Annotated in this window: 20 protein-coding genes, 1 rRNA gene and 1 riboswitch; of the genes, 20 read left to right on the top strand and 1 reads right to left on the bottom strand. The window is 39.7% G+C overall.

Translation table 11 applies throughout. The features are described from left to right. From rrf to purD, 14 genes are all read left to right on the top strand, one after another. Positions 1–93: ribosomal RNA gene (gene rrf, locus ACIQLB_RS21245) — 5S ribosomal RNA — on the top strand; the annotation flags it as partial. 1,099 nt (positions 94–1,192) lie between these two features. Then, positions 1,193–1,387 carry an NETI motif-containing protein gene (locus tag ACIQLB_RS21240; protein ID WP_400730446.1) on the top strand — a complete coding sequence of 65 codons (195 nt, stop codon included), beginning with the start codon at positions 1,193–1,195 and terminating at the stop codon, positions 1,385–1,387. 92 nt (positions 1,388–1,479) lie between these two features. Continuing rightward, a riboswitch (purine riboswitch) is annotated at positions 1,480–1,578 on the top strand. Positions 1,579–1,789: 211 nt separating this feature from the next. After that, the gene (purE, locus tag ACIQLB_RS21235) at positions 1,790–2,278 is read left to right on the top strand and encodes a 5-(carboxyamino)imidazole ribonucleotide mutase (RefSeq protein ID WP_053597212.1); all 489 of its coding nucleotides are present in this window, start codon (positions 1,790–1,792) and stop codon (positions 2,276–2,278) included. Further along, complete coding sequence (purK, locus tag ACIQLB_RS21230; RefSeq protein WP_400730444.1) at positions 2,275–3,399, top strand: 5-(carboxyamino)imidazole ribonucleotide synthase; 1,125 nt, start codon at positions 2,275–2,277, stop codon at positions 3,397–3,399. Before purE ends, purK begins: the two co-directional genes overlap by 4 nt. A gap of 13 nt (positions 3,400–3,412) precedes the next feature. Next, positions 3,413–4,708 (top strand): adenylosuccinate lyase, encoded by a 1,296-nt coding sequence (gene purB, locus ACIQLB_RS21225; RefSeq protein WP_400730442.1) that lies wholly within the window; start codon positions 3,413–3,415, stop codon positions 4,706–4,708. Between the two features lie 217 nt (positions 4,709–4,925). Further along, positions 4,926–5,636 carry a phosphoribosylaminoimidazolesuccinocarboxamide synthase gene (purC, locus tag ACIQLB_RS21220; protein WP_400730440.1) on the top strand — a complete coding sequence of 237 codons (711 nt, stop codon included), beginning with the start codon at positions 4,926–4,928 and terminating at the stop codon, positions 5,634–5,636. 2 nt (positions 5,637–5,638) lie between these two features. Further along, a complete protein-coding gene (gene purS / locus ACIQLB_RS21215; protein ID WP_079562648.1) occupies positions 5,639–5,887 on the top strand; it encodes a phosphoribosylformylglycinamidine synthase subunit PurS in 249 nt (82 codons plus the stop codon). Between the two features lie 2 nt (positions 5,888–5,889). Continuing rightward, entirely contained in the window at positions 5,890–6,573 is a 684-nt protein-coding gene (gene purQ / locus ACIQLB_RS21210; protein ID WP_386846391.1) for a phosphoribosylformylglycinamidine synthase subunit PurQ, read from the top strand. Then, positions 6,560–8,794, top strand: coding sequence for a phosphoribosylformylglycinamidine synthase subunit PurL (purL, locus tag ACIQLB_RS21205; RefSeq protein ID WP_400730437.1), 2,235 nt, complete (start codon positions 6,560–6,562; stop codon positions 8,792–8,794). The genes purQ and purL overlap by 14 nt, the downstream gene beginning before the upstream one ends. After that, positions 8,770–10,194, top strand: coding sequence for an amidophosphoribosyltransferase (gene purF, locus ACIQLB_RS21200; protein ID WP_400730435.1), 1,425 nt, complete (start codon positions 8,770–8,772; stop codon positions 10,192–10,194). Before purL ends, purF begins: the two co-directional genes overlap by 25 nt. Before the next feature lie 86 nt (positions 10,195–10,280). Beyond that, positions 10,281–11,336 (top strand): phosphoribosylformylglycinamidine cyclo-ligase, encoded by a 1,056-nt coding sequence (gene purM / locus ACIQLB_RS21195; RefSeq protein ID WP_400730433.1) that lies wholly within the window; start codon positions 10,281–10,283, stop codon positions 11,334–11,336. Beyond that, the gene (gene purN / locus ACIQLB_RS21190) at positions 11,336–11,905 is read left to right on the top strand and encodes a phosphoribosylglycinamide formyltransferase (protein WP_400730431.1); all 570 of its coding nucleotides are present in this window, start codon (positions 11,336–11,338) and stop codon (positions 11,903–11,905) included. The genes purM and purN overlap by 1 nt, the downstream gene beginning before the upstream one ends. Positions 11,906–12,012: 107 nt before the next feature. After that, the gene (gene purH, locus ACIQLB_RS21185; RefSeq protein WP_400730429.1) at positions 12,013–13,539 is read left to right on the top strand and encodes a bifunctional phosphoribosylaminoimidazolecarboxamide formyltransferase/IMP cyclohydrolase; all 1,527 of its coding nucleotides are present in this window, start codon (positions 12,013–12,015) and stop codon (positions 13,537–13,539) included. A gap of 73 nt (positions 13,540–13,612) precedes the next feature. Then, positions 13,613–14,869 (top strand): phosphoribosylamine--glycine ligase, encoded by a 1,257-nt coding sequence (purD, locus tag ACIQLB_RS21180; protein WP_400730427.1) that lies wholly within the window; start codon positions 13,613–13,615, stop codon positions 14,867–14,869. 470 nt (positions 14,870–15,339) lie between these two features. Here purD and ACIQLB_RS21175 read toward each other — a convergent pair whose 3' ends face one another. After that, positions 15,340–15,783, bottom strand: coding sequence for a YgaP-like transmembrane domain (locus ACIQLB_RS21175; RefSeq protein ID WP_400730425.1), 444 nt, complete (start codon positions 15,781–15,783; stop codon positions 15,340–15,342). A gap of 200 nt (positions 15,784–15,983) precedes the next feature. Here ACIQLB_RS21175 and ACIQLB_RS21170 point away from each other — a divergent pair, with 200 nt between their 5' ends. From ACIQLB_RS21170 to ligA, 6 genes are all read left to right on the top strand, one after another. Further along, on the top strand, positions 15,984–17,705 hold the full coding sequence (locus tag ACIQLB_RS21170; protein WP_400730423.1) for an adenine deaminase C-terminal domain-containing protein: 1,722 nt from the start codon (positions 15,984–15,986) through the stop codon (positions 17,703–17,705). 49 nt (positions 17,706–17,754) lie between these two features. Further along, on the top strand, positions 17,755–18,810 hold the full coding sequence (locus ACIQLB_RS21165) for a DUF3048 domain-containing protein (protein WP_400730421.1): 1,056 nt from the start codon (positions 17,755–17,757) through the stop codon (positions 18,808–18,810). A 15-nt stretch (positions 18,811–18,825) separates the two neighbouring features. Next, positions 18,826–19,146, top strand: coding sequence for a YerC/YecD family TrpR-related protein (locus ACIQLB_RS21160; RefSeq protein WP_004225717.1), 321 nt, complete (start codon positions 18,826–18,828; stop codon positions 19,144–19,146). Between the two features lie 111 nt (positions 19,147–19,257). Further along, positions 19,258–19,947, top strand: coding sequence for a heptaprenylglyceryl phosphate synthase (gene pcrB / locus ACIQLB_RS21155; protein WP_400730418.1), 690 nt, complete (start codon positions 19,258–19,260; stop codon positions 19,945–19,947). A gap of 32 nt (positions 19,948–19,979) precedes the next feature. Next, a complete protein-coding gene (gene pcrA, locus ACIQLB_RS21150; RefSeq protein WP_400730417.1) occupies positions 19,980–22,232 on the top strand; it encodes a DNA helicase PcrA in 2,253 nt (750 codons plus the stop codon). A gap of 14 nt (positions 22,233–22,246) precedes the next feature. Continuing rightward, positions 22,247–24,253 carry an NAD-dependent DNA ligase LigA gene (gene ligA, locus ACIQLB_RS21145; RefSeq protein ID WP_400730415.1) on the top strand — a complete coding sequence of 669 codons (2,007 nt, stop codon included), beginning with the start codon at positions 22,247–22,249 and terminating at the stop codon, positions 24,251–24,253. Positions 24,254–24,352 lie beyond the last annotated feature (99 nt).

The following is a 24,352-nucleotide window of genomic DNA, read 5'->3' as shown; positions in this document are numbered from 1 at the left end:
CACACCCGTTCCCATACCGAACACGGAAGTTAAGCTCTTTAGCGCCGATGGTAGTTGGGGGCTTCCCCCTGTGAGAGTAGGACGTCGCTAGGCACTTAAAAAAGTCGAGGATTTATTCCTCGGCTTTTTTTGTTTTATAGCATAATAAAAAAATGATATAGTTATTTAAATATTAAAATTCACTTAATTAATTGGGTTCTATTTAAGATGGATGTGAATAGCCCGACACTCTTCACACGGTAGAAGGGGCAAAGTGAGAGATAGAACGAACAGACGGATAGAGCTATCAAATTGACGGACAGGTTATACCTTACCTCAATGTTTGATATAGAACCATAAATTATTGCTTAATGAATAAAGTAGAACGAACTTAAATTTCAAGTAAAAAATGAATTAGGTCTATCACACATATCATTGATTGATATTGGAGGAAGTAAAAATGAGACGTAACATTTTTTCTGCTATATCTATCTTATCTTTAATGATTTCATTCTTTATGTTTGGCTATGATTCATCAAAATAGTATGGTAGTTTTTTGAACTTTTTTTACGATCTAAGTATATTTACGCCATTTGTATTAGGGGTACTTGGGATAATCAGCGCAATTTTTGGCATTAAAGGCGATATCCGTATGGTTTTGATTGTACTCAATGCTTTTTTAATGTTCCTTTTCCTAGATGCATATTTAATGGGAATCTACGGATTTCAAAATCCTTAATAAAGAGCTGCAGCGTTTATTTTTCTGCAGTTCTTTTAATTTGTCTCCAATTATGTATAAAGTTGAATGAAGAGGAAGCTAGGAGACTCATTGTGGATCAGCAATAGAGGAACGAAGGCTAAAATCATCACATCCTGTGATAACGCCTTCGTGACCAACATCGTGTTGGCCCGAGACCCTTGGAGCGAGTCAGTAGAAATGAAGGTAAGAGCATCACGTTTTGTGATAACGCATTCGCGGCCACAACCAGTTGTTGTCGCTGCCGCTTCGCTTTCGCACAGACAAAAACAGTTGTTGCTCTTAGCAGAAATCTGACACCCCCAGAAAAGCACCAGTCGAAATAGAAATCAACCCTACGTTATGGTGAAGAGCATTTCATTAATAAATCATACATACTAAATGAAGAATCTCAAGGTATAATGGAAATTCATACGAGGGAAAATAATTGGAAACAAGGTTGAGAGGAAGAAAGATTTGGGAAAAAAACAAATTTGGTATGAAGTAGAAGAAAACGAGTCAATTGAAGATTGTTTGGCAAGAATGCGTCGAGATGGATATATGGCAGTGGGAAGAAAAGAAGAACCGATTTTTCACTTAGTCAATGGAGAACCAACGTATTTACGTCAAAAAATACAATTTAAAGCGATGTTATGGCAAGATTTCGATTGAATTTTACCGAAATCCGAACATTTACAAATGACTAAAATAAAATGTTCGCATTTTGGGTTGACTATAAAGGAATGACTTGTTAAAATATGAGAAGGAAAAACAAATAAATCCCACATATATGCTAGAGGATTGGCTCTAGTGTCTCTACCCGGCACCGTAAATGCTGGACTATGCGGGAAAGCACTTTTGGCATGTTACGGGAAGGTTTGTGTGCAGAAATGTACATTTGCATATTCTTTTCATAATAAGTCCTCAAGTAAACTGCTTTCACGTGTATGGTAGGGAGTAGTTTATTTGGGGACTTTCTTTGTTATAAAAAGTAAAGATTGCAATAGCTATATGAGAAATAGAGGCTTGCACAATATTTGATCATTTTTCTAACGTTAAAAAGGAGCGACAATCATGAATCCGAAAATCGGTGTCATTATGGGGAGTTCAAGTGACTGGGAAACAATGAAACATGCATGTGATATTTTAGATGAATTACAAGTACCGTACGAGAAAAAGGTTGTATCTGCACATCGTACTCCTGATTTAATGTTTGAGTATGCAGAATCAGCACGTGAGCGAGGTATTCAAGTAATTATTGCTGGTGCAGGTGGAGCTGCGCATTTACCTGGAATGGTAGCAGCTAAAACAACGCTACCGGTAATCGGTGTACCTGTACAATCTCGTGCTCTTAACGGTCTTGATTCTTTATTATCAATCGTTCAAATGCCTGGCGGTGTACCTGTAGCAACAGTAGCGATTGGCAAAGCGGGAGCGACGAATGCGGGCTTGCTTGCAGCGCAAATTTTATCGACAACAGATGCAGAGCTTGCTAATAAACTAGATGCTAGACGTGAAGCTACGAAGCAACAAGTACTGGAAAGCACAGGTGACTTAGTGTGACGAAGATAATTTATCCAGGGCAGACGATAGGCGTTATCGGAGGAGGGCAGCTTGGCCGTATGATGGCACTTGCTGCTAAAGAAGCAGGCTTTAAAATCGCCGTTCTTGAACCATCAATGGATTCACCAGGTGGACAGGTTGCGGATGTACGTATTGTAGCCCCATATGATGATGAGGCAGCTTTAGAAGAGCTTGCCGAGGTAAGTGACGTTATAACGTATGAATTTGAAAATATCGATTATGATGGCTTAAAACGTTTAACACAAATGGCCTACGTTCCACAAGGAGCAGAGCTTGTACGCATCACACAAAACCGTGTGACTGAGAAAGAAGCGATTGTGAACGCAGGTTGTCCGGTAGCCCCTTATTTGGTTGTAAATACATATGAAGAATTACTAGCCAATATCGATAGGATTGGTTATCCTTGTATAGTCAAAACAGCAAGAGGTGGTTACGATGGCAAGGGGCAGCAACTTTTAAAATCTGCCGAAGATCTACCGTTAGCAAAGGAGCTTTTCTCTCATTCACAATGTATTGCTGAGGGATTTGTACCTTTTGTTAAAGAGGTGTCTGTCATTGTACAAAGAAACGGTAATGGTGAATCATATTGTCAGCCAGTTGGAGAAAATATTCATGTTCATCATATTTTACATGAAACGATTGTACCAGCTCGTATAAAAGAAGAAACAGCACAGGCTGCAGAGCGAGAAGCCTTGAAAATTGCTGATTATTTAAATTTAGTAGGGACATTAGCAGTAGAAATGTTTGTATTAGAAGATGGTGGAATTGTTATTAATGAATTAGCACCAAGACCTCATAATTCAGGTCACTATTCATTAGAAGCATGTAATGTTTCACAGTTCCATCAGCATATACGCGCTGTTTGTGGTTGGCCATTACGTAAACCACAACTTTGGGCACCATCTATTATGGTAAATGTTTTAGGGCAGCATGTCATGCCACTTAGTAACTCAATTGCTAAATATCCTGAATGGTCTATACATCTTTATGGGAAAGCTGAAGCTAAGGTGAACCGTAAGATGGGCCACGTAACGATTATGACAAAAAACTTAGAAGAAACACTACAACAAATCGAGAGTTCTGGCATTTGGTCAGAATAGAAGGAGAAACGCAATGATCGAACGTTACACAAGACCCGAAATGGGCGCAATTTGGACAGAACAAAATAAATATCAAGCTTGGCTAGAAGTTGAAATTTTAGCATGTGAGGCTTGGGTAGAAATTGGCGACATTCCGAAAGAGGATGTAGTTAAAATTCGTGAAAATGCTTCATTTGATGTTAATCGTATTTTAGAGATTGAGAAAGAAACACGTCATGATGTTGTAGCGTTTACTCGTGCTGTTTCTGAAACACTTGGTGAAGAGCGAAAATGGGTGCACTATGGTTTAACTTCTACTGACGTAGTTGATACAGCCCTTTCTTATATAATTAAACAAGCGAATGATATTTTACGCAAAGACATCGTGAACTTCATTGATATTATTGCAGCAAAAGCGAAAGAGCATAAGCATACGGTTATGATGGGACGTACACATGGTGTTCATGCTGAGCCAACAACTTTCGGTTTAAAACTAGGTTTATGGTATGAAGAGATGAAGCGTAACCTAGAACGCTTTGAAGCAGCGGCAAAAGTAATTGAAACAGGAAAAATGTCTGGAGCAGTTGGAACATATGCCAATATCGATCCTCAAGTTGAGCAATATGTATGCGATAAATTAGGACTAGCAGCATCAACTATTTCAACTCAAACATTACAACGTGATCGCCATGCTCAATATTTAGGTGCGTTGGCATTAATCGCAACATCAATAGAGAAATTTGCAACAGAGATTCGCGGTTTGCAAAAATCTGAAACGCGAGAAGTTGAAGAAGCATTTGCAAAAGGTCAAAAAGGTTCGTCAGCGATGCCTCATAAACGTAATCCAATCGGGTCTGAAAACATGGTTGGTATGTCACGTTTAATGCGTGGCTATATGGTAACGGCTTATGAAAACGTAGCTTTATGGCATGAGCGTGATATTTCACATTCATCTGCAGAGCGCGTTATTTTACCGGATGCAACGATTACACTTAACTATATGTTAAATCGCTTCGGTAACATTGTGAAAAACTTAACAGTATTCCCTGAAAACATGAAACGTAATATGGGTCGTACTTTTGGTTTAATTTACTCTCAACGTATCTTATTAGCACTTATCGATAAAGGGTTAGTGCGTGAGGAAGCGTATGATACAGTACAACCTTTAGCGATGCAGGCGTGGGACGAGCAAGTTCAATTCCGTACGTTAGTCGATGCAAGTGAAAAAATTACATCGTATTTAACGAAGGAAGAGCTAGATGATTGCTTTGACTACAACTACCATTTACAGCATGTAGATATGATTTTTGAGCGTCTTGGACTTAACTAATATTTATCTTCATTCAGAAACTGAATGAAGATAATGCCTCCGGCGGATGTCACGGATTTTGAATTGTGCTAGCACAATTCAAAATCCGGACGCAATTACGCCAAGGCGAAATTGATTGAGTAGAGTCACTAGCGGATGTTACAGAATTGAATCGTATACGTACGATTCAATTCTGAACAATACGTGTGTATTTCATAATATCAGGGGGAGTAACGAAATGACTAAAGGTCAACTTTTGTATGAAGGTAAAGCAAAAAAATTGTATACAACAGAGGAGCCAAATGTGTTACTCGTTGAATACAAGGATAGTGCAACAGCGTTTAATGGTGAGAAAAAAGAAGAAATTGAAGGCAAAGGCGTATTAAATAATCGCATTACCTCTTTAATTTTCGAAAAATTACAAGCAAACGGAATTGCGTCACATTTCGTAAAACAATTATCTGATACGCAGCAGCTTGTAAAAAAGGTAGATATTATTCCAATTGAGGTCGTAGTTCGTAATATAGCGGCAGGTAGCTTAGCGAAACGTCTTGGCCTTGAGGAAGGTACACCATTAAAACGCCCAATCGTTGAGTTTTATTATAAAGACGATGAGCTAGGCGATCCGCTCATTACAACGGAGCATATCGACGTACTTGATCTTGCAACACCTGAGGAAGTGACAGCCATTTATGATGGCGCACTTGTAGTGAACAAAGTTTTGCAACCACTATTTGCAGATGTCAACGTTACACTAATTGACTTTAAATTAGAGTTCGGACGTGACAATGATGGAAATGTACTGCTGGCAGATGAAATATCACCAGATACATGCAGACTTTGGGATGCAACTACAAAGCAAAAGTTAGACAAAGATGTCTTTCGTAGAGACCTTGGTAATTTAACTGAAGTTTATACTATTATACTTTCTAGACTCGGAGGCAAATAACAATGAAAAAAGTTAAAATTTACGTAACATTACGTGAGAGCATTCTTGATCCACAAGGTTCAGCTGTACAAGGTTCTTTAGTGAAGATGGGTTACGCTGAAGTAGAAGATTTACGTATCGGTAAATATCTTGAATTAGCAATTAAAGATACAGAACGTGATATTGATACTCTAGTAAAAGAAATGTGTGAAAAGGTTTTAACTAACGTTGTAATCGAAGACTACCGTTACGAAGTCGAGGAGGCTAACTAATCATGAAATTCGCAGTACTCGTTTTCCCTGGGTCAAACTGTGATATCGATATGTATCATGCGATTAAAGACGAGCTAGGTGAAGAAGTAGAATATGTATGGCATACAGCAACAGATTTAAGTGGCTTTGATGGCATTTTAGTACCAGGAGGCTTCTCATACGGGGATTATCTTCGCTGTGGTGCGATGGCAAACCAATCTAATATTATGGCAGAGGTCAAGAAGGCAGCAGATGCTGGTAAGCCGGTATTGGGAGTATGTAATGGATTCCAAATCTTAACTGAAGCAGGTTTATTACCAGGTGCATTACTTCGTAACAAAAATTTGAAATTTATGTGCCGTACAATCCAGCTTAAAGTTGAAAACAATAATACATTATTCACAAACCAATATGAGCAAGGTCAAATGATCAATATTCCAATCGCACATGGTGAAGGTAACTACTACTGTGACGAGGAAACTTTGCAACAATTAAAAGATAACAATCAAATCGTGTTCACATACTCAGGCGAAAATCCAAACGGTTCTTTAGAAGATATCGCAGGGATTATAAACGAGCGCGGCAATGTACTAGGTATGATGCCTCACCCAGAGCGAGCTGTTGATGCACTGGTGGGCGGAGCAGATGGTCTAGCAGTATTTAAATCAATTGTAAAGCAGTGGAGGGAAAATCATGTCAACAACTAAGTTTGAGCCAACAGCACAGCAAATTAAAGATCAAAAATTATACGCTGGTATGGGGATGTCAGACGAAGAATTTGCAATGGTAGAAGGTATTTTAGGACGACTACCAAACTGGACAGAGACAGGTCTTTTCTCCGTAATGTGGTCTGAGCACTGCTCATACAAAAATTCAAAACCAGTGTTAAGTAAATTCCCTACAAAGGGTCCACAAGTTTTACAAGGTCCAGGTGAAGGTGCTGGTATCGTTGATATTGGTGACGAACAAGCAGTTGTATTTAAAATGGAATCACATAACCACCCATCAGCAATTGAGCCTTATCAAGGTGCTGCTACAGGTGTTGGTGGTATTATCCGTGACGTTTTCTCAATGGGTGCACGTCCAATTGCGATGCTGAATTCTCTACGCTTTGGCGAATTAAAATCAGCGCGTGGTAAATATTTATTTGAAGAAGTAGTTGCTGGTATCGCAGGTTACGGTAACTGCATCGGGATTCCTACAGTAGGTGGGGAGATTCAATTCGATCCTTGCTATGAAGGCAACCCACTAGTGAATGCAATGTGTGTAGGTTTAATTGACCACAAAGATATTCAACGTGGAATTGCAGCTGGTGTAGGGAATACAGTCATGTATGTTGGCGCTAAAACAGGTCGTGACGGTATCCATGGTGCAACATTTGCATCTGAAGAGTTAACAGAAGAATCTGAGAACCAACGTCCAGCAGTACAAGTAGGAGATCCATTTATGGAGAAACTTTTACTTGAAGCATGTTTAGAAGTTGTAAAGTCTGACGCGCTAGTAGGTATTCAAGATATGGGTGCTGCTGGTCTTACTTCTTCATCAGCAGAAATGGCTTCTAAGGCTGGCTCTGGTGTAGAAATGAACTTAGACTTAGTACCTCAACGTGAGACAGGCATGACAGCATATGAAATGATGCTATCTGAATCTCAGGAGCGTATGCTACTTGTTGTGAAAAAAGGTCGCGAAGATGAAATTAAAGCGATTTTCGATAAATATGATTTAGATGCTGTGGCAATTGGTCGCGTGACGGATGATAAAATGCTACGCCTATTACATAATGGCGAAGTTGTAGCTGAAGTACCTGCTGATGCACTTGCAGAAGATGCACCAGTTTATCATAAACCATCTGCAGAGCCTGCTTACTATGCTGAGTTCCAGGCGATGGAAAACACAGAACCAGTAATAACAGATTACAAAGATACATTAAATGCACTTTTAAAAGCACCAACAGTTGCTTCAAAAGAGTGGGTTTACGATCAATATGATTATCAAGTTCGTACATCAACAGTTGTTGCTCCAGGTTCGGATGCAGCCGTTATCCGCGTGCGTGGTACGAACAAAGGATTAGCGATGACTACAGACTGTAACTCTCGTTATATTTTCCTAGATCCAGAAGTAGGCGGTGCCATTGCTGTAGCAGAGGCGGCTCGTAATATCGTAGCATCTGGTGGTACACCATTAGCGATTACTGACTGCTTAAACTTCGGCAATCCCGAGAAACCAGAAATCTTCTGGCAAATTGAAAAATCAGCTGATGGTATTTCAGCCGCTTGTACAGCACTGAATTCACCAGTAATCGGCGGTAACGTCTCTCTTTATAACGAGCGTTCTGGTGAAGCGGTTTACCCAACACCAACAATCGGTATGGTTGGACTAATTGAAGATTTGGCTCATGTCACAACTCAAGATGTAAAAGCTGCTGGAGATGTAGTATTTGTGATCGGTGATACAAAAACTGAGTTCGGTGGTTCGGAGCTTCAAAAATTATTAAATAATGGGGTTATTTCAGGGAAAGCACCAGCTATTGACCTACAGATTGAAACTGCACGTCAACAAGCATTGCTTAAAGCGATTAAAGCAGGAATCGTACAATCTGCACATGATGTAGCAGAAGGCGGTCTTGCAGTTGCACTTGCTGAAACAACATTTGGCGCAAATGGCTTAGGTCTTGATGTGACATTAACAGGCTCTGCTACAACAGCATTATTTAGTGAAACACAATCTCGCTTCGTTGTAACAGTGAAAGAAGAAAATGCAGCTGCATTTGTAGAAATTGTAAAAGACGCAATGAAAATCGGTGTCGTAACAAACGATGCGCTTGTTAAAATCGACGGTGACAACGGTGTGCTTGTAGAAGGTACAGTGGAGGAATTCCGTTCTAATTGGAAAGGAGCAATCCCATGCTTGCTGAACTCAGAGGCTTAAACGAAGAATGTGGGGTGTTTGGTATTTGGGGCAACCCGAATCCCGCACACCTTAGTTATTACGGGCTTCATGCTCTTCAACACCGTGGCCAAGAAGGCGCTGGGATCGTGGTTTCTGACGGTCAGCATCTTCGCGCGGTGAAAGGCGAAGGACTAGTTAATGATGTTTTCAACGAAGAGAAATTAAAGGCAGTGGACGGAAAAGCTGCAATTGCCCATGTCCGTTATACGACTGCTGGAGGAGGCGGTATTGAAAATGTACAGCCGTTATTATTCCACTCGTCAACTGGTAGCCTTTCAATTGCTCATAACGGTAATTTAGTCAATGCAACGCACTTAAAACAGTACTTAGAGCGTCAAGGGAGTATTTTCCATTCCAGCTCCGATACAGAAGTGCTAGCACATCTTATTAAGAAAAGCTCGCATTCACCATTCCGTGCAAAGGTGAAAAATGCCCTCTCATTATTAAAGGGTGCGTATTCGTGCTTAATTATGACTAAAGATGAAATGCTTGTCGCACGTGATCCACATGGTTTACGTCCATTATCTCTTGGAAAACTAGGAGATGGCTGGGTTGTGGCCTCTGAAACTTGTGCATTTGATTTAATAGGTGCAGAATTTGTTCGATCTGTTGAACCTGGTGAGTTATTAATTATTAACGATGAGGGTGTAAAATCTGATCGTTTTGTAGATATGGATAAACGTGCAATGTGTGCGATGGAGTACGTTTATTTAGCACGTCCTGATTCTGATATTGATGGGATTAACGTCCACATGGCGCGTAAACGTATGGGCAAACAGCTTGCTCGTGAATGTGCCCATATTGAAGCTGATGTTGTAACAGGTGTACCTGATTCAAGTATTTCAGCTGCAATTGGCTTTGCAGAGGAAAGCGGTATTCCGTATGAGCTAGGTCTTATTAAGAATCGTTATGTAGGTCGTACATTTATCCAACCGACACAGGAATTACGTGAACGCGGTGTAAAAATGAAGCTTTCTCCAGTTGTTCAAGTCGTAAAAGGTAAACGAGTAGTGATGGTGGACGATTCAATCGTTCGCGGTACAACTTCACGACGTATTGTAAAAATGTTAAAAGATGCAGGGGCGGCAGAAGTACATGTTGTCATTTCTTCGCCACCGATGACGGATCCTTGCTATTATGGCATCGATACTTCAACACATGAAGAATTGATTGCATCTAGCCACAATGTAGATGCAATCCGTGAAGCTATAGGAGCCGATTCCCTAACATTCCTTTCTGTTGAAGGTATGGTGGAGACGATTGCAAGACCATATGAAGATGAAAACCGTGGATTATGCCTAGCATGCTTTACAGGTAAATATCCAACAGAAATTTTCCCAGATACAATCTTACCGCATGAAAAAGAACTATTACGTTAAGAAAAACATCTAAAGACGTCTAGCAATGATGACAAATCTAGATTCAGATGTACCAAGGCGATTTGGATGATAAGGAGGAACTCTGCGTGTCAAAAGCATATGAACAAGCAGGTGTAAATATTGAAGCAGGCTACGAAGCCGTAAAACGAATGAAGTCTCACGTTGAACGTACAAACCGTCTAGGTGTGATGGGCACGTTCGGTGGTTTTGGTGGTATGTTTGACTTGTCAGAACTAAATCTTAAGGAACCTGTTCTTATTTCAGGTACAGATGGTGTTGGGACAAAGCTAAAGCTAGCGTTTATGGTGGACAAGCACGACACGATTGGTGTGGACTGTGTAGCGATGTGTGTCAATGATATCGTAGCGCAAGGTGCTGAACCATTGTACTTTTTAGATTATGTAGCCCTTGGCAAGGCAGAACCAGCGAAAATTGAGCAAATTGTAAAGGGCGTTGCAGATGGCTGTGTGCAATCTGGTGCGGCATTAATCGGTGGAGAAACTGCAGAGATGCCAGGTCTTTACGAAGAAGATGAGTATGATTTAGCTGGTTTTGCAGTAGGAGCGTGTGAAAAATCAGCCATCGTAACAGGGGAGAACATCGTAGAGGGTGATGTGCTTGTTGGTATTGCTTCAAGTGGGGTACATTCAAACGGTTACTCATTAGTGCGAAAAATTGTCTTTGCAGATAATCAATACGCAGTTGATTCGATTGTGGAAGGCTACGAGGATCTTGGTCCTATCGGGGAAGCCTTGTTAGTGCCAACAAAATTATATGCGAAACCTGTGCTTGCAGCTTTAAAAGCAGCAGACGTTCATGGTTGTGCACATGTAACTGGCGGTGGCTTTTATGAAAACCTACCACGCATGATGCCAGAAGGTTTAGCAACTGAAATTGACTTAGGTTCTTGGCCAGTCTTACGTATTTTTGAGTTTTTAAAAGAAAAAGGACAGTTAGAGGACAAGGATTTATATAACGTCTTTAACATGGGAATTGGATTCGTTTTAGCTGTACCTGAAAATGAAGTAGATAAAGTCCTTGCTACAGTAGAAGCAAATGGTGAAAATGCATACAAAATCGGTCGCGTAGTGAAAGGCGAAGGTGTTGTATTCAATGGCTCACATGATGGGAGTTTAGTGTAATGACGGCACCAACTAAAATTGCCGTTTTTGCTTCAGGTAGCGGCAGTAACTTTCAAGCTATTCAAGAGGCCATTGAACGTGGTGAACTACATGCAAAGATCGAACTTGTTGTCACAGACAAGCCTAGCGCATTTGTAGTTACACGTGCTGAGAACTATAGTATTCCAGTGCTAGCTTTAAGTCCGAAAGAATTTTCATCAAAAGCAGATTACGAGACTGCTATTATCGAGGCTCTACATAAATGTCATGTAGAATGGATTGTGCTTGCAGGTTATATGCGCTTAATTAGTGAAGTAATACTAACTGCATACCCACATCGCATTGTGAATATTCATCCTTCATTATTACCGGCTTTCCCTGGTAAAGATGCCATTGGTCAAGCAATGGAACACGGAGTCAAGATAACTGGGGTAACAGTCCATTTTGTAGATGAAGGTATGGATACAGGGCCTATTATTGCACAAGCGGCAATTCAAGTTGTTGATGGTGACCGTGAGGCAACAGAAACGGCCATTCATAAGGAAGAGCATGTACTGTATACAAAAGCTTTACAGCAATTATTAAAGTAATTCAGTGGTGAGGAGTTAGGTCTTCTGGAACAATACAGCCTAACTCTACTCTATCAATAGCAAGACATATTCGTGGCAAACACGATAAAAATTAGGAGGATTTCGTTGTGACAAAACGTGCATTAATCAGTGTTTCCAATAAAGATGGTATTTTAGAATTTGCAAAAGAACTAGTAGCATTAGGTTATGAAATTTTATCAACTGGTGGTACGAAAAAAATGTTACAAGACAATAATGTTGCCGTAACAGCAGTAGATGAAGTAACTAAATTCCCTGAAATTTTAGATGGCCGTGTAAAAACGTTAAATCCAATGATTCACGGGGGACTATTAGGAAAGTTTGACGATGCTTCTCATCAAGCACAAATGAATGAGCATGGAATTGAACCAATTGAGATTGTTTGTGTCAATCTTTACCCGTTTGTTGAAACAATTTCAAAGCCTAATGTAACATGGGATGATGCGATCGAAAATATCGATATCGGTGGTCCAACAATGTTACGTTCTGCAGCAAAAAACCATCAATATGTAACAGTAATTGTGGATAGCAATGACTATGCGAACGTATTAGAGGAACTGAAAGCTAATGGTGCAACGACTATTGAAACACGTCGTAAGTTAGCTGCAAAAGTTTTCCGTCACACAGCCGCTTATGATTCATATATATCAAACCACTTAACAGAAGAAGAGTTCCCAGAGAGCTTAACAATGACATATGAATTAAAGCAAAACTTACGCTATGGTGAAAATCCTCATCAAAAAGCGGCATTCTATCAAAAACGTCTAGGCTCTGATTTTTCACTAGCTTATGCTACACAATTGCATGGTAAAGAATTATCATACAACAATATTCAGGACGGGAATGCAGCATTGCAAATTGTCAAGGAGTTTGAAATGCCTGCAGCAGTAGCTGTTAAGCACATGAACCCTTGTGGTGTTGGAACTGGCACAACATTAGAAGAAGCGTTTGATAAAGCATATGAAGCAGATTCAACGTCTATTTTTGGTGGCATTATTGCTTTAAATATGGAAGTTGATGCAGCAACTGCTGAAAAATTAAGCCATATATTTTTAGAAATAATTATTGCACCAGCTTTCTCCCAAGAAGCTCTTGATATTTTAACGAAGAAGAAAAATATTCGTTTATTAACAATTCCTTTCGGGCAAGCAAAACAAGACAAATTCAATGTTGTATCGATTGAAGGTGGTCTTCTTGTACAAGAACCAGATCGCTACGGCTTTTCTAATGCAGATGTTAAAGTTGTCACAGACCGTGAACCGACAGCACAAGAATGGGAAGCATTACAACTTGGCTGGGCAGTTGTGAAGCACGTTAAATCTAATGCTATCGTTGTGACAGATTCTCAAATGACACTTGGTGTTGGTGCTGGTCAAATGAACCGTGTTGGAGCAGCTAAAATCGCATTTGAGCAGGCTGGAGAAAAAGCAAAAGGTGCAGCGCTAGCATCAGATGCATTCTTCCCAATGAGCGATACTGTAGAAGCAGCTGCAGCGGCTGGTATTACAGCCATTATTCAACCAGGCGGCTCTATAAAAGATCAGGATTCAATCGATAAAGCAAATGAATACGGCATTGCAATGGTATTCACTGGCGTACGTCATTTCAAGCACTAAGAAAAATATCCAAACACTAGACCGAGATGTTGGTTCATCTCGGTCTTACTTACAAATAGGAGGATTCTCTAAAATGAACGTATTAGTAATTGGAAGCGGCGGTCGTGAGCATGCTATCGCCAAACAATTTAGTATTTCCCCATCTGTTAATAAAGTATTTGTAGCACCTGGTAATGATGGCATGCGAGGCGATGCAGAAGTTGTGGCGATTGATGCAATGGATTTTGCAGGCTTGGCACAATTTGCTAAAGAAAATGCAGTAGATTTGACTTTTGTTGGGCCTGAGCAACTACTTGCTGAAGGAATCGTGGATTTCTTTAATACTCGTGGCTTACGAATATTTGGTCCAACAAAGGAAGCAGCACAAATCGAAAGCAGTAAATCATACGCTAAGGATATTATGAATAAGTATCATATCCCAACAGCAGCCCATGAAACGTTTACTGAAGCAGATAAGGCTATTGCCTATATTAAAGAGCAAGGTGCACCAATCGTTATCAAGGCGGATGGTTTAGCAGCTGGTAAAGGTGTAGTTGTAGCAATGACTGAAGAAGAAGCCGTTGAAGCTGTAAAGGATATGATCGGTAACCAACGTTTTGGTGAATCATCATCACGTGTTGTTATCGAGGAATTCCTAGACGGGGAAGAATTCTCCTTTATGTCATTTGTCCATAAAGGTCAGATTTATCCAATGGTCATAGCACAGGATCACAAACGTGCCTATGATGGCGATAAAGGACCAAACACAGGTGGTATGGGAGCCTATTCGCCAGTACCTCAAATTTCTAAAGAAGTAGTGGATATTGCTTATAAGACGATTGTTGAACCAACTGTGAAAGGTATGGAGGCCGATGGTGTATCGTTTACAGGGATATTATATGTAGGATTGATTTTAACGAAAAATGGTCCAAAAGTGATTGAGTTTAATGCACGCTTCGGAGATCCAGAAACACAAGTAGTTTTACCACGTATGGCATCTGACTTTGGCGAATTTATGATGGCATTAATGGATGAAAAGCCATTTGATTTGCAATGGTCTGAAGAAGCAATGCTAGGCGTAGTAATTGCCGCTGAAGGCTATCCTAGGGACGTTGAAAAAGGAAATGCATTACCTAACTTAGAGGCACTATCAGCTTCACACGCGGTATTCCATGCGGGTACAAAGTTTGTAGATGAGAACTTTGTTGGTAATGGTGGCCGAGTATTATTGGTTGGCGCAAAGGCAGCTACTTTAAAAGAAGCACAAGAAAAAGTATACGCAGGGATTGCAACAGAAAAATGGGACAATTTCTTCTTCCGTAAAGATATCGGCTGGCGTACGTTTAAGTAGTGACTGATTAAATGAGCCATACAAGTGTTTCTAATAAATTTTGGTCCATCATCGTAATTTAGAGATGACATTTTGTTAAAATGTATGCTTTGCAAATAGTTGATTGGAGTGGAGGCTGGGCGACTCCTCGGGGATTAGCAATAGAGGAACGAAGGCTAAAACCATCACATCCTGTGATAACGCCTTCGTGACCAACATCGTATTGGCCCGAGACCCTGCAGTGAAGCGGATGTTTTCTGTGCGAAAGCGTAGCGACAGCAACAACAAAAGCGGCTCATCAAACGCCCCCAGGAAAGCGCCCGCTCGAACGGAAATCAACCCTACGCTATGATTATGGGTTTATGAAAATGGTTAATCACGCACTTAAATTAAATATTTTAATCATACTGTGAAACTTCTTATTGTTTTCAAACGTATGATTAAAAAGAGTGAGAGCCGTCTCAACAATACAGTTGAGACGGCTCCTTTGACTAAGAAGGATTCTGTGCTTTATTTGTAGAACTTTTACTTTCTGAGGAATTTTGATTTGAAGTGCTGGAGTCAGATTGCTTTGACGCAGTTGTGTTTGATCCTGACATATTTCCAGATATAGCGGAGGAGAAATCCTTCATGAGTTTACCGATTTGTTCAGATGACATAGAATTTTGGCCGCTGAACATACTTTGCATAGAAGAGTTGCCGTTGCTATTATCGTTGTTCATAGCACCCTGCATGCTAGAGCCTAGTAAAGCTTTAGTTGGGCAATACTTAAAGATACCCTCAGCCATTTTCATGGCACCAAAAGCAATCATCAATCGACCTGCCGTACAGTTAGGATTTCTTGAGACCTTAGCGATACCAAATGCCGTTAAACTTGTACCCATGGCAAAGCGACAGAAGGCATTTTTTTCGCTTAAATTCGTTTCTTGCATCATAATATTTCCTCCTTTAGTCATTGTGGGAAAAATAAAGCGGGGTGCACTTTGATTTATGAAAGTGCTGTGTTACGATTGAAACAAGATGATTGCATAAAGCACTAATTTTATGAAAAAAAGCGTTTATGCAGTAGTAGTATGTGATTTCGCGTAGGATTTACACAATGAAATTTTACGTAATTTAGGAAGGGGCGAATAGAATGGATCCAGTATGGAAAATTACAGAATTACGTCAGCAATTAGCTGTTATAGATGGAAAAAAAGCACCGGATATTGTATTAAAAAATGCACGTTATTTACATAGCATGCTCAAACAATGGATAGTAGGGAACATTTGGATTTTAGGAGATCGTATTGTCTATGCTGGTGATAGAATGCCTCCGTTATTAGAAGGGACAGAGGTGGTCGATTGTACGAATAAAACAATTGTACCAGGATATATTGAGCCACATGTTCATCCGTTCCAGCTATACCATCCGCAATCTTTTGCTGATTTTTGTGGACAGCTAGGAACTACAACTTTTATTTCAGATAATTTAAGCTTCGTTTTATCTTTAGAAAATAAGAAAGCGTTTTCAATATTAGATAGTTTGAAAGAGCTACCGTTTTCATTTTATTGGTGGACTCGTTTCGATTCGCAAACTGAAATGGAACAGGAGGAAGAGATTTTTTCGAATACGTCCATTTTAGAATGGCTAGAACGAGAGGATGTTTTACTTGGAGGAGAATTAACCGGCTGGCCAAAGTTGTTACATGGAGATGACCAAATGCTCTACCGCATGCAAATGGCTAAGGGCTACGGAAAAAAAATAGAAGGACACTTCCCTGGCGCATCAGAGCGAACTTTAGCACGTATGAAATTACTTGGGGCAGATGGTGATCATGAAGCTATGACAGTGGAAGAAGTAGAGCGACGTATTATGCAAGGATATGCAGTAACGCTGCGTCATTCTTCAATACGTCCAGACTTACCACATCTATTAAAGGGAATAGTCGAAAAAGAGCTCCCTATTTTTGACCATTTAATGATGACAACAGATGGCTCGCCACCTTCTTTTCATGAGGATGGTGTGATGGATAAATGTATTCAAGTGGCCTTAGATGCAGGTGTAGCACCAATAGATGCTTATCAAATGGCTTCCTATAATGTGGCACGTTATTATAATATGTCCAACTTACATGGCTTTATCGCAACGGGTCGATTTGCTTCCCTAAATATTTTACAAGATGAATGGCATCCAGTTCCTGAGAGCGTACTATCGAAGGGTGTTTGGTTAAAACGCGATGGAGAGCAAGTACAAAGACTTGCTGCAATTGATTATTCAGCGTTACCTGCATTTGACTTAGATTTTTCATTAACATCTCATGATTTTCAATTCTCAATGCCTTTTGGAATTGAGTTAGTAAATGATGTTATTACGAAACCATATAACTCATTAATTACTAGAGAAGGGCAACTTGCAGATCATGATGAATGCTATTTAATGCTCATTAATAGAGATGGCAATTGGCATGTTAACACGATGATTAAAGGTTTTGCTACTAGTGTTCAAGGTTTTGCTTCATCTTATTCGAATACAGGCGATATTTTGCTGATCGGAAAGAATAAAGACGATATGATCAAAGCCTTTGAAGAAATGAAGGCAATGCGTGGTGGTATTGTACTTGTTGAAAAAGGTGAAGTAATTGCTGCTGTTCCTTTAACAATTGGCGGTCTTTTATATGATGGTGATGTTAAGGAGCTAACTGAAAAAGAGAAGAACTTAAAACAAGCATTAGCGGAGCGTGGTTACCACTTAGGAGACGCAATTTATTCTTTACTATTCTTACAATCGACACATTTACCATATATCCGTATAACACCAAAAGGGATTTTTGATGTTATGAAGAATAAGTTATTATTACCAGCAGTGATGCGTTAATAGAAGTTTCCCTATGGTAGATGTAATTGATAAAAGGAGAGTAATGCTTGTGTTCAAATCGAAGAAACTATTTATCGCAATGGCTTTTAGCATCTTATTGATAGGAGGATGTTCAAAAGATTCGTCGGAAGTGAAGGAAGATGATACGAGCAAGGTTGACGATGGAACTGCTATTGAAGAGCCGGTTCAAGAAGGTGCGTATATTGCTCCGTTAACAGGTGAACCTGTGAAGGAAGAAATTACGCAACGACCAATTATTGTTACCGTTAATAATCATCCAAAAGCACGTCCGCAATCAGGATTAGAAGCGGCAGATATCATTTATGAAATGCTGGCAGAAGGCAATGTTACACGTTTTTTAGCAGTTTATCAAAGTGAACTTCCAGAAAATGTGGGGCCAGTTCGTAGTGCTCGATCTTATTTTGTTGATCTTGCGAAAGGCTTTGATGCATTTTATGTAGCACATGGTTATAGCCCAGAGGCAAAATCGATGCTTACTAATAATGTAGTCGACAATATAAATGGCATGGAATATGATGGTACACTTTTTAAACGATCAAAAGACCGTGTTGCTCCACACAACTCGTATATTACGTCTGAAAATATATTAAATGGAGCGAAAAAAGTGGGCGCTTCAATGAGTTACCATGAAAAAGTACATGAGGCTTTTTATGAACCCGATGAACGTGGTAAAATAGGCAATGAAACAAGTCGAGTTGACATTTACTACGGAAATAGTGAGTATTTCCATAATTCGTATTTATATGATAAGCAAAGTAATCGTTATGGACGACAATCGGCTGGCGTTGACACAAAGGATATGTTAACAGGCGACACATTATCATTTTCAAATGTTCTATTTTTTGAAATGAAACATCGAACGATTGATAATGAGGGGCGCCAAGATATTGATTTAACTTCTGGTGGAAATGCGTATGTATTTCAAAATGGCTATATGAGAGAAGTCAAATGGGCTAATATTGATGGAATACCAATGGCTGTAGAAGAGTCTGGGGAGCTTGTGAAGCTAGTACCAGGGAAGTCTTGGGTTCATTTCATACCAGCTTCACCAGGGTTACAAGCAATGGTGAAAACGCAGCCTTAAAGGGAGGAAGATTGCATGCAAATCGAAAAAATTCGAGGGCATCAAACAGATCAATTATTTAAAGCAGTGTTAGAGCTGAAAGACATCGAAGAATGTTATAAATTTTTTGATGATTTATGTACGATTAGTGAAATTCAATCGCTGGCACAACGCTTTGAGGTTGCGCATTTACTACGTTTAAAGAAAACCTACGAATCCATTAAAAAGGAAACAGGTGCAAGTACAGCAACTATTTCACGTGTACGTCGTTGCTTTGATTATGGGAATGATACATATGATGAAATGTTAGGTCGTTTGTATCCAGATGAAAAGCCGTTTCAAGCACCAAAAGAATAGTAGGTAAAGAGGCTGGGTAGAGTTTTTGCCCAGTCTTTTTCATTTTTTTGTAGACAGTCATAAGCTATACTTGTAAACGAATAGATAGAAAATGATAGGTGGTAAAAATAGATGGATTATTTAGAATGGAGACATGTGTTCAAGCTAGACCCAGCTAAAGATATTTCAGATGAGTCACTAGAAAAAATATGTGAATCAGGTACAGATGTTATTATAGTTGGTGGAACAGACGGTGTAACTTTAGATGGTGTATTAGATTTACTTGTTCGTGTAAGACGCTTTGAAGTACCAATAGCGCTTGAAATTTCTGCCATTGATTCAGTAACACCAGGTTATGACTATTATTTCATTCCAACCGTGTTGAATAGTGATGATCCAAAGTGGATTAAAAATCTACACCATGAAGCAATTAAGGAATATGGAGATATTATGGTGTGGGAAGAATTAGTCGCTGAAGGTTATTGTATTTTAAACCCGACTTGTAAAGTAGCGGAAGTAACGAATGCGAAAACCGATTTATCCTTAGGTGATGTTGTTGCCTACGCACGTATGGCTGAAAATTTCTTTAGACTACCTGTATTTTATATAGAGTATAGCGGTACTTATGGTGATATTGAGGTTGTAAGTGCTGTTAAAAATGAACTGAAAAATACACGACTGTTTTACGGTGGCGGCATTACATCTGCTAAGCAAGCAACAGAAATGGCAAAATATGCAGATACAGTAGTAGTTGGAAATATTATTTATGAAGATTTAAAAGCTGCACTTGCGACTGTTAAGGCTGTTAAAAATACGATATAATTCAAGAACAAATGTTTGTAAGGCGGTGCGAAATGGAACAGTTAACGAAAAACTTATTAGCAGGTATGAACCCTGAGCAGGAAAAGGCGGTCAAAACAACTGAAGGACCGCTTCTAATTATGGCGGGTGCTGGGTCAGGGAAGACACGAGTATTAACACATCGTATTGCATACTTAGTAATTGAAAAAGAAGTCTATCCATCAAAGATTTTAGCAATCACATTTACAAATAAAGCTGCACGTGAAATGCGAGAGCGTATAGATGGCATTCTCGGTAACGGAACTGGCGATAGTATGTGGGTATCGACATTCCACTCGATGTGTGTGCGTATTTTACGACGCAATATTGAGCAACTTGGGATATCACGTAACTTTTCAATTTTAGATTCTACTGATCAGCTATCCGTTATTAAAAATGTTATGAAGGATGAAAATATTGACACAAAGCGTTTTGAACCTCGTGCGATTTTAAATGGGATTAGTTCAGCAAAAAACGAATGTATAACTGCGGACGATTATGCAGGTCAAATCAATGAAAACAATCCTTACGAAAAAACGATTGCCCGTGTTTATAAAGGTTACGAAAAAAGACTACGCCGCAATCAATCACTCGATTTTGATGATTTAATTATGACAACTATTACATTATTTAAGCGTGTACCAGAAGTGTTGGAATACTATCAAAATAAATTCCAATATATTCATGTGGATGAGTATCAAGATACGAATAAATCTCAATATTTACTCGTTCAGCTGCTTGCCAAGAAATTCAAAAATATTTGTGTTGTAGGTGATTCAGACCAATCGATTTATCGTTGGCGTGGTGCGGACATTGGCAATATTCTTTCATTCGAAAAGGATTATCCAAATGCTAAGGCCATTATGCTTGAGCAAAATTATCGTTCAACAAGTCGCATCCTACAAGCGGCAAATGACGTCATTCAAAATAATACAACACGTTATCCAAAAGAACTGCGTACAGAAAATGCAGAAGGTGAAAAAATCGTATTGTACAAAGCGTATAACGAACAAGAGGAAGCGCAATTCGTTGTACAAACAATCCAACAGCTTATTCAAAAAGAAAATCGTTCGTTTGATGACTTTGCGATACTATATCGTACAAATGCTCAGTCCCGTGTGATGGAGGAAGTGCTTGTTAAGTCCAATATGGCTTATCAAATAGTTGGTGGTACTAAGTTCTATGATCGTAAAGAGATTAAGGATTTACTTGCCTACTTGCGCCTTATTGCCAATAATGATGATGATTTATCACTCGCACGTATTATTAATGAGCCGAAGCGTAGTATAGGTGCAACTTCCTTTGAAAAAATGGCGCGCTATGCGATTGAACAAGAACGCTCTATTTTTGATGCAATGAATGATCTTGTGTTCATGGGTCTTTCAGGGAAGGCTGCTAATTCAGCTGAGCAATTTTATGCAATGATTAAAGGCTTTACAGAGATGCAAGAGTATTTATCGGTGACAGAAATTGTAGAGCAGGTCATTGACAAATCTGGTTATCGTGCAATGCTTCAAAACGAAAAGACGATTGAAGCGGAAAGCCGATTAGAAAACATTGAAGAGTTTTTATCAGTAACAAAGGCTTTTGAAGAGCGCAGTGATGATAAGAGCTTAATTGCCTTTTTAACAGATTTAGCTCTAATTGCAGATATTGATGCACTTGATAAAGATGATACATCAAAGGGCAACATTATTTTAATGACGATGCATGCCGCAAAGGGCTTAGAATTCCCTGTCGTCTTTATCATTGGAATGGAGGAAAATATCTTCCCGCATTCTCGTTCACTTGATGATATGGATGAAATGGAAGAAGAAAGACGATTGATGTATGTCGGCGTGACGCGTGCAGAGGAACGTTTATATTTAACTAGTGCACAAAGTCGCACGATTTTTGGTCGTTTTAGTTATAACAATGTGTCACGTTTCTTAGGTGAAATTTCAGAGGATATTACAGAATCGATATCCAAAGGTGGTACGAAACCTGAGGTTCCGTTTGCCTCTAGTAATCGTTCAGCAGGCGGCTATCAAAAACGTTCACTTGGAGCGGTTCAGAAAACACAGCCTGCAACAGCTCGTTTACAAACAACTGGTGGAGACCAATTTGGCTGGAAGGCTGGAGACAAAGCGATCCATAAAAAATGGGGAACAGGTATGGTTGTTAGTGTAAAAGGTGAGGGTGATAGTACAGAGCTAGATATTGCCTTTCCACAACCTGTTGGTATTAAGCGATTACTAGCACAATTTGCACCTATTGAAAAAGGGTAAGCGGGGGAACTTAAATGAACGAAATTGAACAGCGCGTTGTGGAGTTAAATAAATTATTACACGAATACGGTCATGCCTATTACGTGTTGGATAAACCTGTCGTAGCAGATAGTGTTTATGACCAATTATTACATGAGCTTATTGCATTAGAGGGAACGAATCCGTCACTTATTTACCCAGATTCACCTACGCAGCGTGTTGGCGGAGCAGTGGTAGAAGGCTTTAAGAAGGTGACTCATGATTACCCGATGCTAAGTCTATCAAACGCTTTTAATGAAGAAGACTTACGTGAATTTGACCGTAAAGTGCGCCAAGCAATCGGTGATAACTTTTCCTATGTTTGCGAATTGAAAATTGATGGTCTTGCCATTTCATTAAAATACGAAAATGGCGTTTTTGTACAAGGAGCAACGCGAGGAGACGGTGTTGTAGGGGAAGATATTACAGCAAATTTAAAAACGATTCGAGCAATTCCTCTTCGATTGAAGGAACCACTTACAATTGAAGTACGTGGTGAGGCGTATATGCCTAAAAAATCATTTGAAAAATTAAATACCCTACGTGCTGAAAATGGAGAGGAATTATTCGCTAATCCACGAAATGCAGCTGCCGGTTCTTTACGCCAGTTAGATCCTAAAATAGCAGCGAGTCGTCAACTATCAACCTTTATTTATGCAATTGGGGGAGATGGTGAGGCATATGGTATTGACGGCCACGCAGAGATGCTCGATTATTTAGAAGGACTAGGCTTCCCATCAAATAAAGAGCGTCAACGCTGTTCAATGATTGAAGATGTACTAGCTTTTATCGAAAAATGGACTGAAAACCGTCCGAATTTAGCCTACGAAATTGACGGTATTGTTATTAAGGTGGATCGCTATGCACAGCAGGATGAACTTGGTTATACGGCAAAGAGTCCACGTTGGGCAATTGCTTATAAATTCCCTGCTGAGGAAGTAGTGACAACATTACTTGATATTGATTTAACGGTTGGGCGTACAGGTGTTGTTACACCAACTGCTATTTTATCGCCTGTTCAAGTGGCAGGTACGACGGTTCAACGTGCATCATTACACAATGAGGATTTAATTCGAGATAAAGATATCCGACTAGGAGATACAGTCATTATCCGAAAAGCCGGAGACATTATTCCTCAAGTTGTAGGTGTAATACTGGAGCAGCGCCCTGAAGACTCAGTGCCATATGTGATGCCTGAAAATTGTCCTGTTTGTGAGAGCGAACTTATTCGTATTGAAGGAGAAGTGGCATTACGCTGTGTAAATCCTGCATGCTTTGCACAAATTGCGGAGAGCATTAAATATTTTGTATCGCGTAATGCTATGAATATTGACGGTCTCGGTGATAAGGTCGTTGAGCAATTATTACGTGCAGATTTAATCCGTGATATCTCTGATTTGTATCACTTAACTGTAGAACAGCTTGTCGAGCTTGAGCGTATGGGCGAAAAATCAGCGACGAATTTAATCAATGCTATTCAGGCTTCCAAAGAAAACTCGATGGAGCGCTTACTAATTGGATTAGGTATACGACATGTTGGTGAAAAGGCAGCAAAAATCGTTTCAGAGGAGTTTGGAACGATGGAAGCGGTGATGGCAGCAACAGAGGAGCAACTAGTGGCGATTCATGAAATCGGCGATAAAATGGCTTCATCGCTTGTCGAGTATTTTTCGAATGAGGATGCACGTGCAGTCATTGGGCGCCTTGCTGAAGTAGGCGTCAATATGACGTATAAAGGTAAAAAAGTAGAGGTAACTGTAGGGGATAATCCTTTTGCAGGTAAAACAATCGTATTAACTGGTAAACTTGAGCAATTGACACGTAACGAAGCAAAGGCGAAAATAGAAGAGTTAGGTGGTATTGTTACAGGCAGTGTCAGCAAAAAAACTGACCTTGTCATAGCGGGAGCAGATGCTGGTTCTAAACTAACAAAAGCCGAGCAGTTAGGTATTGAAGTTTGGAATGAAGACAGCCTGGTCGAACAACTTAACCTCGTCCAATAATGGAAAATAGTGAAGATAAGTATGATGAATTGTCCTAGCCACTTGGTGGAACGTAGAGGCATTTTATAAATGTCTCTACGTTCCACAGCTAGGGTATGA

Source organism: Lysinibacillus sp. NPDC092081 (genome assembly GCF_044755845.1).
Lineage (GTDB): Bacteria > Bacillota > Bacilli > Bacillales_A > Planococcaceae > Lysinibacillus.
The sequence above is the reverse complement of the archived record's forward strand: the minus strand, read 5'-3'. Positions and strand labels throughout refer to the sequence as shown.